The sequence below is a fragment of the Candidatus Margulisiibacteriota bacterium genome (assembly GCA_031268855.1).
Classification (GTDB): Bacteria; Margulisbacteria; Termititenacia; order Termititenacales; family Termititenacaceae; genus Termititenax.
This window is the reverse complement of record JAIRWS010000033.1, coordinates 1-10,036: the sequence shown is the minus strand read 5'-3', so window position 1 is coordinate 10,036 and position 10,036 is coordinate 1. Positions and strand designations below refer to the sequence as shown.

The window sequence follows — 10,036 nt, the reverse complement described above, 5'->3', positions numbered from 1 at the left end:
GGGGGGGGGGGGGGGTAATTACAATAATATCTTTTACCATAGATGATGTGAGTATACATCGTTTTGTGGTTTTGGTAAATAGCCCGGGCTTAATAAGACTGTCCGCCGAAAGGTGGACTGGCGGGGTGTCTCGCGTGCCGGCCGAGCCCTGGGTAGAACGCTGCTTTTAGTCCGCTAAAACCGTAGCATAATCCTGTGTATAAACAGCTATTGTTGTGCTGCCCGCGTTGTATATACGAATACCCCCAAAATCTAGGAACAATATTTTTGCGCCGTCAGACGATAAGAATTTTCTAGCCCAGTGCTTGGTGCCGTCAAGTTTTCGCTCCGCATTTGTGCCATTCTCTTGAACCGTGAAAACTCTTGAGGATGTTTGACCATAGTAGCTGGTAAATAATATTTTATTACCAACCCAATCTTTTACTACAGCATTATAGTTTACTATTTGACCGTAAGGAGGATATGCGTCGTATGAGTCAAGCAATAGTATCGGTGATGAACCATCTACATTAGCAATATATACATCGCCAATATATCCATTTTCATCAATAGCCCGCGACTGAAAAGATTCTAAACTTAGATTTACTGTATCTTTTTGTGTGTTAAAAGCCACCCTTGTACCGTCCGGCGAGAAACAAGCCGAGCCAACCGGATAACCATTTACTCCGGCTGGAATAAAAGCCGCTGAATTTGTGAAATTATCGCCGTTTATATCGGCAATATAGGTTGTGTCGCCATGTCTATAGAGAACTTTACCGCTTGTAACATCAAAGATTTGCGCGGCTTGAGTATTGGTTTTTTGCGATGAAGACGGAGAGTCCGCTGTCAAAACATAAACGTAACCATCATTCCCAATAAAATATATTTTAGATTTATCCGCACTCCACACAGGGGCTTTGGCATTACCACCGGCATAAAGAGTTTGCCCGTAGGCGCCGTCTTCACTAATAAGATAAAGATTGCCGTCCCCATTGCTGTACACTATCGGCATGGCTGGCGGGGCGTCTGTTGTTTCAGAAACGACTGACGAACTGGGGCTGTAATTAGAACTATTATCATAAGCCACGACATAAAACTCATAAGTTGTAGAGGCAGTTAATCCGTCACAGGTATACGCGCTGCCGCTTAAACCTGCAACGCGGGTAAAATTTAGGTCGCTTTGCTTTTTCCAGTACAGGTCATACCCCGCCAGATCTGTTTCCGGCGAATCCGCCCAGTCTAAAACAATTTTGGCAAAAGTCCTGGACGTTACAGCAAGTCCTGCCGGAGCATCTGGCGGCACGATATCGAGAACAGAATGAACAATCACTGCCACATCTTTGGTAACAGTTTGATTGTCGTCGGTAAAAACCACACTTATTGTTACCGTGCAGGCCGCCGCCGGAGCCGTATAAAACGCATTTGCTGACGCTACATTTGTTAAAGTCCCATTGCCGGAAATACTCCACAGATAACTAACTTCCCCCGCCGGATTTTCCGCCACAGCATTGAGCGTGCACTGCGCGTTTATTACAACATAGTTTGGGCTAATGATAATGTAGCTATCAGCCAGAGTTTTTACTGGCGGCGAGTTCCCGCCGTTGCCGCCGGAGGAACCAGTTTCCTGTACCGTCTTACCGCACCCTGCAAAAAACAAAACCAACAGCGCGGCCAAAACACTGGCCAAAATTTTTTTCATATTCGCTCCTTTTGATTTGCAGGAAAAAATACCCAAAAATCAAAATCCCGCTTTATGCTGAAAGTTTAAGCGGGGGGGGGGGGGCATTGTCAACTGATTATTTTTTGGCGTACCTATGCGGAAAATTTGCGCTGTGGAACAATTGTTTCACGGCGGAACGCTATATATAGCGTGTTTTAGAATAATTTTTGCTGTTCGATCTCCCCCGGATACGTGAACGACCGGCGGTGCGCCGGCGAACGGCCGTATTGACGCAGGGCGGAAATATGCCAGTCCGTACAGTAGCCTTTGTTCTCGGCAAAATTGTACTGCGGATACTCCTCGTGCAGCCGCAGCATGATCCTGTCGCGCGTAACCTTGGCGACAATGGACGCGGCGGAGATTTCTTTTATTTTAGCGTCGCCTTTGATGATCGCTTTTTGCGCGATCTTTAAATCGGGAATTGTTTTGTTGCCGTCGACCAAACACATTTCCACCGCGGTTTTTTCCCGCAAAGCGGCAACCGCGCGGCGCATCGCCAAAAAAGTCGCCTGCAAAATATTCAAGCGGTCTATTTCTTGATTGTCCGCCTGACCGACGCCGTAAAAATAATGAGCGCTAATATAGGCGTACATTTCCTCGCGCTGTCTGGCTGAAAGTTTTTTGGAGTCTTTGATGAGATGCGGCACACCTTTGCCCGCCAGGATTACCACAGCGGCGGCTACCACCGGTCCCGCCAAAGGCCCGCGTCCGGCTTCATCTATACCGGCCGTCAGCATAACTGCCCGCGCTTAGTCGTTGGAAACCAGCACTTTTTTGAGCAGGTCGATCTCTTCCAAAACTTTGCCGGTGCCGTAAGCCACCGAAGACAGCGGATCGTCGACGACGTACACGGACAATTCCGTTTCCTGCGCGATGTATCTATCCAGGCCGCGCAGCAGGCCGCCGCCGCCGGCCAGCACCACGCCGCGATCCATAATATCCGCCGCGAGTTCCGGCGGGGTTTTTTCCAGCGTCATGCGTATCGCATCGACCACTGTATTGACCGGCTCGATCAGCGCGTCGCGCACTTCCGCGGTGCTGATCGTAAAAGTCCGCGGCAGACCGGTCACCAGATCACGGCCGCGCACTTCCATGGTGGCTTCATTTTCGGTGGTCGGATAAACCGAACCCATAGCAATTTTAATTTCCTCAGCCGAACGCTCGCCGATCAGCAGATTGTAATTTTTGCGGCATTGATTGACGATGGCTTCGTCCAGCTCGTCGCCAGCCACGCGGATAGACTTGGCGATCACGATGCCGCCCAGCGCGATCACCGCCACTTCGGTGGTGCCGCCGCCGATGTCCACGATCATGCTGCCAAAAGGCTCGGAAATCGGCAGATTGGCGCCGATCGCCGCGGCCATCGGCTCTTCAATAAGATACGCCTCTCTCGCGCCCGCGTTCATCGCCGCGTCCAGCACCGCGCGCCTTTCCACGCCGGTGATGCCCGACGGCACGCCGACCACGATGCGCGGCCGGAACTGCATGAACGCTTTGCTGTTCAGGATCTTTTTGATAAAATGCCGTAGCATCACTTCGGTCACTTCAAAATCCGCGATAACGCCGTCGCGCATGGGCCGGATGGCCACGATATTACCCGGCGTGCGGCCCAACATTCTTTTGGCCTCGTTGCCGAGCGCCAGCACTTTGTTGGACGATTTGTCCAGCGCCACGACCGACGGTTCGCGCAAAACGATGCCTTCGCCCCGCGCAAAAACCACAGTATTGGCTGTGCCCAGATCGATGCCCAGATCGCGTGAATACTTGCCTAAAAATTTATCTAAAAACGACATTTTTAACTCCTTTTATAACCTAAATTTGTCCTAGCATATCAATCAAATCAGTTACGGGCAAGCCCACTACATTATAATAGCAGCCCTTGATCTTTCGCACGAAAAGTCCCCGCGTTTCCTGAATGCCATAGCCGCCGGCTTTATCGTAAGGCGCCGGTGTTTTGCTGTAAGCGGCGATCTCCGCGGCGGAAAGTTTGCGGAAATAAACACCCGTGGCCGTCACGCGGGTTTTGCGCAAAATTTGTCCTCGTTTTTGGTATTTGAGCGCCAGACAGCTATATACAGTGTGCTTCCGTCCGGACAACAATTGCAAAAACTGGCGGGCCTGGCGGGGATCGCGCGGTTTGCCCAGAACTTTATTGCGGCAAACAACAATGGTGTCACAGGCGATGATTATTTTCCGGGGGCCAAACGGCGCGGCGTCAGCTTTGGCCAGCGCGATTTGGCGCAGTTCTTTTTTGCGGAATTTCGCGCTGAACCGCTCCTGGATTTTCGGCGTAAAGATTTTGAAAGACAGCCCCAGACTTTTCAGCAAAATTTTCCGGCGCGGCGAGCCGGAAGCCAGCACGATTTGTTTGCGGCGCAGGACAGTGTTGTCCACCTATTTTATGGAAATGAACGCGTTGTAGCCGTATTCGGTGGCCTTGGTCATCAGCGAAGTGGCCAGCGCTTTGGATTTGAACGCGCCGATCTGCAAGCGGTGTTTGCCGTCCGCTGTGTACATATATACCGGAAAACCGTCCGCGCGGATATTTTCGGCCACATCCTGCGCTTCCTGCTTGGTGTCAAAATTCCCCACGACCACGCGGTACATCGTGACGGCTGCCGCGGCGGGCTGCGGCGGTTTGGCCGCGGGTTTCACGGCAGGTCTGGGCGGCGGAGCTTCGACGGGCCTGGGCGGAGCCGGAGCGACCGGCGTATATTGAACTTCCGGCGGCACGATAGTCTGCGGCACGGGTGGCTTGGCGTAAGACGTGAACGCCTTTTCGTCTTTGACAATATCCTGACTGCTCATCAAAGTGTTTTTGAGGCGCTTTAGTTTACTGAGTCCTTTGGTCACGGAAAACGACGAGGTTTTGTTGGGCAGGAGAAATTGCGCGCCGACCAGATAGCTCAGCCAAAAACTGCCAAGCACAACCACCGCGCAGATCACAACAAATAACAGATTTTTTAAACAGCCGGCGTTTTGTTCGGCTTTCATGATGTCATTTAATTCCCGGCTCTCTTCATCAAACACGGAATTGATGCGGGCGGACGGCGCGCTGGGCATAGGCGGCGCGGGCTGGCCGGGCTGCTGGTAAGCTGGCGGCGGCTGGTAAAAAAACTGATTTTGACTTATTGGCGGGGTTGGCGGGGCAGGAGGAGGCGGCGGCGGTGGAGCCTGCACATAAATAGGCGCTGGCTGCGGCTGAATTGGCTGCTGGTAAACTGGCTGGGGCTGAACTGGCTGGGGTGGCACGGGCGGCGGCGGAGCATAAGGTTTGGGCTGATACTCCGGCGCAGGATAGCTCGGCGTCTGCCCATTAAATTCAGGAATTTGACTCTCCAGATTAGTACCGAACTCGTCGGTATACTCGTCGAGCAATTTAAACCCCCCGCCAAAATTATGCTCATTTTAGCACAAACGCAATAAAAAAGGCAATTGGGCAAATAGTCAAGCGGAATGGTCTTTTGCGCGCTGCCGCCAGACGCTTGACACCGCATATATGGTGTGCTATTATGGACAAACTACGCTATATTTAGCGTTTTTTGGCATTTTTAGGCCAAATATTGCAATTTAATTTTTAAGAAGGAGCAGAGAGAATGACAGAAAATTCAGTAAAAGAAATACGCAAAAGGAACGGGCACATCGTTAATTTTGACCGCGAAAAAATTACCAGCGCGATTTTCAAAGCGGCTAAGGCCGTCGGCGGCCATGACCGCCAGCTGGCCGAGGAGCTGACCGGCAAAGTTCTCGCGCAGATCAATCAGCAATTTCACGCGCGTTCGATACCGGCCGTCGAGGAAATCCAGGACATTGTCGAAAAAACGCTCATCAAGGACGGTTATGCTAAGACGGCCAAGGCTTACATTTTGTACCGCGAACAGCGCGAGCGCAAGCGTGACGCGCAATCCACGTTTATCGAGGTCAAAAACGCCGTTGATGAATATATGGAAAAAACGGACTGGCGTGTTTTCGAGAACAGCAATTCGGATTTTTCGTTCTCCGGCTTGATGTCGCACATTTCCGGCAAGATCATCGCCAATTACGCCCTGCATGAAATGTATCCCAAATCTATCGCCGACGCGCATCGCAGCGGCGAGATCCATATTCACGATCTGAGCCACGCGATCGTCGCTTACTGCTGCGGCTGGTCGCTGAAAAACCTGATCAAAAAAGGGTTCGGCGGTGTGCGGCATAAGATCTGTTCTCGTCCGCCCAAACATCTCGATGTGGTCGTGATCCAGATGGTCAATTTTCTCGGCTCGCTGCAAATGGAGCACGCGGGCGCGCAGGCTTTCAGCTCGCTGGACACTTTGCTGGCGCCTTTTATCAGGGTGGACGGCCTGAGCTATAAACAGGTCAAGCAGCAAATGCAGAAATTTATTTTTTCGCTCAATGTGCCGAGCCGCTGGGGCTGTCAGCCGCCGTTTACAAACGTGACGCTGGACTGGGTCTGCCCGGAAGACATGAAATACGAGCCAGCGATAGTCGGCGGCGAGACGCAGGATTTTGCGTACGGCGACTGCCAAAAAGAAATGGATATGATCAACAAGGCTTTTATGGAAGTGTATCTCGAAGGCGATGCTGAAGCGCGGCCGTTTTTTTACCCGATACCGACGTACAACATCACCAAAGATTTTGCCTGGGACACGGAAAACGCTAATCTGCTTTTTAAACTGACCGCGAAGTACGGCGTGCCTTATTTTCAGAATTTTGTGAATTCCAGTCTGAAGCCCAGCGACGTGCGTTCCATGTGCTGCCGCCTGCAGCTGGATTTGAAAGAATTAAAAAATAAGACCGGCGGTTTGTTTGGCGCTGGCGAGCAGACCGGCTCGGTGGGCGTGGTGACGATCAACCTGCCGCGTCTGGGTTTTACCGCTGAAAACAAAGAACAGTTCAAAGCCAAGCTCCTCTCGGTCATGGATCTGGCCAAAGATTCGCTGGAGATAAAACGCGATGTGGTGGAGACCAATCTCAAAAAAGGCTTAATGCCTTTTACGCGCGCGTATCTCGGCTCGTACGATCAGCATTTTTCGACGATCGGCATCAATGGCATGCATGAGGCGTTGCTCAATCTGCTGGGCAAAGACAAAGGCATCGACAGCCCGGAAGGCAAAGAGTTTGCAATCGAGGTTCTAAATTCTATGCGGGAGCGGCTGAAACAGTATCAGGAAGAGACCGGCCATCTGTACAATCTCGAGGCCGTGCCCTGTGAATCCGCGACTTACCGGTTTGCCCTGCGTGACCGCGAGCAGTTTCCGAGCATTATCCAGTCCGGCACAGCGGAGTCCCCGTACTACACCAACTCCACGCATTTACCGGTCAGCGCGACCAGCGATATTTTTGAGGCGTTGGATCATCAGGATGCGCTGCAGGTGCTTTACACGGGCGGCACGGTGGTGCACGGCTTCATCGGCGAAAATATCGAGGACGCGGAAGTTTGCAAGCGGCTGGTCAAAAAGATCGCCGAGAATTATCGCTTGCCGTATTTTACGGTAACGCCGACTTTCTCGATCTGTCCGGAGCACGGTTATATTTCCGGCACGCATCACGAATGTAATCATGTGCTGGAAACCTATAACAAAGCGCCGGAATTGATCTCGGCGTGAAAATGAAATTATTATAGAAAGGAGGGGAGCAACATGGCAAATAAAGAAAATAGCGTTTGCGGAAAAGCCACCGAAGTGTATTCGCGCATTGTTGGTTATTTTCGTCCGGTGTCCAACTGGAACAAAGGCAAACAGCAGGAATTTGCAGACCGCAAGGCCTACGAGATAGCAGCGCGCTAACGCGCTTGTTGCCCTTACTTCACGGCGTTACGCTTGTGACCGCCTCGAATTTAACAAGTGCTTAGCGCGAAGTTAAAGCGGTCTCAAGCCGCCGAGGAAATCCTGTCAGCTAACCCAAGCTGACAGGGTGAAGTTTGGGTAAAAGCGGCGAAACCAGACAGGGAGTGAAAATGATTTTGTACAGTAAGCCAAATTGCGACAAATGCGACGACATAAAAAAACTTTTGCAAAAACAAAATGTCGTTTTTGAGGAAAGAAGCACTGGTGATCCCGCGGTCAAAGCCGAGGCTCTGGCTTTGGTGGCTGACCGACCCGACGCTGTGCTGCCAATTATCAAATTTGATGACGGACATGCGGTCAGCAATGACATGGGGCTGTACCGTGAACTGAAAGTGTCCGGTGTTTTAAAGTAACCCTATTTTTGGAGAAACAATGCCTGTAATAAAAGGACTGCAAAAGACCACGCTGGTTGATTACCCGGGCAAAATTGCCGCCACGATCTTCACGGCTGGCTGTAATTTTCGCTGCGTGTTTTGCCACAACACGCTGCTGGTCAAGAACAATCAAGCGGACGGTTTGCCGGTGATCGATGAGAATGAGCTGCTGGAGTATCTGCGCGGCCGGACGCGGCAGCTCGATGGTATCTGTATTTCCGGCGGCGAGCCGACTCTGCATGCGGATCTGCCGGAATTTATCCGCAAGATCAAAGAGATCGGCTATGCCGTGAAACTGGACACCAATGGCACCAATCCTGAGATGCTGGAAAAATTGCTGCGGGAAAATCTGCTGGACTATGCGGCGATGGATATCAAAGGCCCGCTGGAGCTGTATCCGCGTATTGCCAATACCGAAGTGGACACGGCCAAAATCTCGCGCAGCATCGATCTGCTCCGGCAAAGCGGTATTCCGTATGAGTTTCGCACGACAGTCCTGCCGGCTTTTTTGGCTGAAAAAGAATTTGCCAGCATGGCCAGTCTGCTCAATGGCACGGAGTGCTATTATTTGCAGCAATTTCATGCCGGTGAACATTTGCTCAATCCGGAATACAGCCACGCCGGCGCTTACACGTCCGGCCAGTTGAATTTATTTGCGCGCCAATTTGAGCCGTTTGTCAAAAAAGTGGCGGTGCGGGGAGCATAATATGAAATGTCCTTACTGCGGAACAGATCAAGACAAGGTGATAGAATCGCGCGCCTCGAATGAAGGCGATGTGATCCGCCGCCGGCGCGAGTGCGAAAAATGCGGTGAGCGTTTTACTTCGTATGAGCGCATCGAGCCGCGCGCGACTTTTGTCATCAAAAAAGACGGCCGCCGCGAGCCTTACGACCGCGAGAAAATCAAAAAAGGCCTGCTACGCGCGGTGGAAAAACGGCCTGTTTCTATGGAAAAACTCAATCAAGTCATTCAGCTGATCGAGAAAAAACTGCCGTATAATAACGAGAGCGAAGTGTCCTCCGATCAGATCGGCCTGCTTGTTATGGAAGAGCTGGAAAAACTCGACGCGGTGGCCTATGTGCGTTTTGCTTCGGTGTACCGCGAATTCAAAACGGTGAACGAGTTTGTGGAAGAGATCAAGACTTTAAATATAGAAGCCTCGGCAAAAATGTGGCTGGCGAGCAAAAATAAAACAAAATAGTCTAAATATAGTCAAGCCGGAATTTTTTTGTTATATTTTCCGATAGCGGTATTTGTGGGAGCATAGCTCAGTTGGTAGAGCAGCTGACTCTTAATCAGCGGGTCTGGAGTTCGAGCCTCCATGCTCCTACCAAAACTTAACAAGCGCGCAAGCGCGCCGTTAAGTTTTGGCCACAAGCCGCCGCAGGCGGTGCCGTGACAGGTTTCGCGCTGCGAGATTTTTGGCCCGCTTGCGCAGCAAGCGGACGGATTTAGAATAATGAGACCACTTTCGGTCACGAGTGCGGTTTAGCATCCGCCGTGACAAGTTTCGTAAAGCACAAAAATATGAACTCTACTCTTTTATTCTCCACTCTTGAACGCAATGCCGGCCGGAGCCGGGCTATAAAAATGAGCGCCTATATGCGCGCTAAATTTGTTTTTTTAGGCCTGTCTACTCCTAAAAGAAAAGCGCTTTGCCGAAGTTTTTGGCAGGCGGCTAAAAAAGAAAATTACCTCGACTGGACTTTTGTTATGGCCTGCTGGCAAAAACCACCGCGGGAATTCCAATACACAGCGCTAGATTATCTTTTTCTCAAACAGAATTTGCTCCGCCCCGGAGACTTGCCCAAACTCAAAAAATTAGCGGTGACCAAATCCTGGTGGGATACTATTGACGGGCTGGCTAGACTTGTCGGCGGCATAGCCTTAAATTATCCGGAAGTTAAAAATATTTTACTGAAATGGAGCGCGGCTGAAAATTTCTGGCTGAGGCGCATTGCCATAGATCATCAGCTGCTGTACAAAACGCAGACAGACCCCAAATTGCTAGCGCGGATAATTGTCAATAATCTCGGACAGACCGAGTTTTTTATAAATAAAGCGATCGGCTGGAGTTTGAGAGAGTACAGCAAAACCGCTCCAGCGTGGGTGCGCG

General features: G+C 51.1%; 9 protein-coding genes, 1 tRNA gene and 2 pseudogenes. 6 read left to right on the top strand and 6 right to left on the bottom strand.

Going from position 1 to position 10,036, the window contains the following annotated elements:
- Positions 1 to 166: 166 nt before the first annotated feature.
- The 6 genes and pseudogenes from LBJ25_02110 to LBJ25_02085 all read right to left on the bottom strand — a co-directional run bounded on the left by LBJ25_02110 (position 167) and on the right by LBJ25_02085 (position 4,996).
- Positions 167 to 1,483 (bottom strand): fibronectin type III domain-containing protein, encoded by a 1,317-nt coding sequence (locus LBJ25_02110; GenBank protein ID MDR1452756.1) that lies wholly within the window; start codon positions 1,481 to 1,483, stop codon positions 167 to 169.
- A gap of 371 nt (positions 1,484 to 1,854) precedes the next feature.
- On the bottom strand, positions 1,855 to 2,436 hold the full coding sequence (locus tag LBJ25_02105) for a ribonuclease HII (GenBank protein ID MDR1452755.1): 582 nt from the start codon (positions 2,434 to 2,436) through the stop codon (positions 1,855 to 1,857).
- Between the two features lie 12 nt (positions 2,437 to 2,448).
- Positions 2,449 to 3,492, bottom strand: coding sequence for a rod shape-determining protein (locus LBJ25_02100; GenBank protein MDR1452754.1), 1,044 nt, complete (start codon positions 3,490 to 3,492; stop codon positions 2,449 to 2,451).
- A 19-nt stretch (positions 3,493 to 3,511) separates the two neighbouring features.
- Positions 3,512 to 4,093, bottom strand: a complete 582-nt coding sequence (locus LBJ25_02095) for a Maf family protein (GenBank protein MDR1452753.1) — start codon at positions 4,091 to 4,093, stop codon at positions 3,512 to 3,514.
- A complete protein-coding gene (locus tag LBJ25_02090; GenBank protein ID MDR1452752.1) occupies positions 4,094 to 4,306 on the bottom strand; it encodes an SPOR domain-containing protein in 213 nt (70 codons plus the stop codon).
- A 591-nt stretch (positions 4,307 to 4,897) separates the two neighbouring features.
- Positions 4,898 to 4,996, bottom strand: a pseudogene (locus tag LBJ25_02085) (energy transducer TonB).
- 299 nt (positions 4,997 to 5,295) lie between these two features.
- Between LBJ25_02085 and LBJ25_02080 the strand changes: the two are divergent.
- The 6 genes and pseudogenes from LBJ25_02080 to LBJ25_02055 form a co-directional block, all read left to right on the top strand.
- A pseudogene (locus LBJ25_02080) lies at positions 5,296 to 7,485 on the top strand (ribonucleoside triphosphate reductase).
- Between the two features lie 134 nt (positions 7,486 to 7,619).
- Positions 7,620 to 7,898 (top strand): hypothetical protein, encoded by a 279-nt coding sequence (locus LBJ25_02075; protein MDR1452751.1) that lies wholly within the window; start codon positions 7,620 to 7,622, stop codon positions 7,896 to 7,898.
- Between the two features lie 19 nt (positions 7,899 to 7,917).
- Positions 7,918 to 8,625: an anaerobic ribonucleoside-triphosphate reductase activating protein gene (locus LBJ25_02070; protein MDR1452750.1), complete on the top strand. Its 708-nt coding sequence runs from the start codon at positions 7,918 to 7,920 to the stop codon at positions 8,623 to 8,625.
- Position 8,626: 1 nt separating this feature from the next.
- The gene (gene nrdR, locus LBJ25_02065; GenBank protein ID MDR1452749.1) at positions 8,627 to 9,121 is read left to right on the top strand and encodes a transcriptional regulator NrdR; all 495 of its coding nucleotides are present in this window, start codon (positions 8,627 to 8,629) and stop codon (positions 9,119 to 9,121) included.
- Between the two features lie 56 nt (positions 9,122 to 9,177).
- A tRNA-Lys gene (locus LBJ25_02060) sits at positions 9,178 to 9,253 on the top strand.
- Positions 9,254 to 9,447: 194 nt separating this feature from the next.
- A partial coding sequence (locus LBJ25_02055) for a DNA alkylation repair protein (GenBank protein MDR1452748.1) occupies positions 9,448 to 10,036 on the top strand: 589 nt, incomplete at its 3' end.

Excerpts from the sequence above, each read along its gene's own strand:
- LBJ25_02105 (MDR1452755.1), bottom strand. The coding sequence starts at position 2,436 with ATGCTGACGGCCGGTATAGATGAAGCCGGACGCGGGCCTTTGGCGGGA.
- LBJ25_02100 (MDR1452754.1), bottom strand. The coding sequence starts at position 3,492 with ATGTCGTTTTTAGATAAATTTTTAGGCAAGTATTCACGCGATCTGGGC.
- LBJ25_02090 (MDR1452752.1), bottom strand. The coding sequence starts at position 4,306 with ATGTACCGCGTGGTCGTGGGGAATTTTGACACCAAGCAGGAAGCGCAG.
- LBJ25_02070 (MDR1452750.1), top strand. The coding sequence starts at position 7,918 with ATGCCTGTAATAAAAGGACTGCAAAAGACCACGCTGGTTGATTACCCG.
- nrdR (MDR1452749.1), top strand. The coding sequence starts at position 8,627 with ATGAAATGTCCTTACTGCGGAACAGATCAAGACAAGGTGATAGAATCG.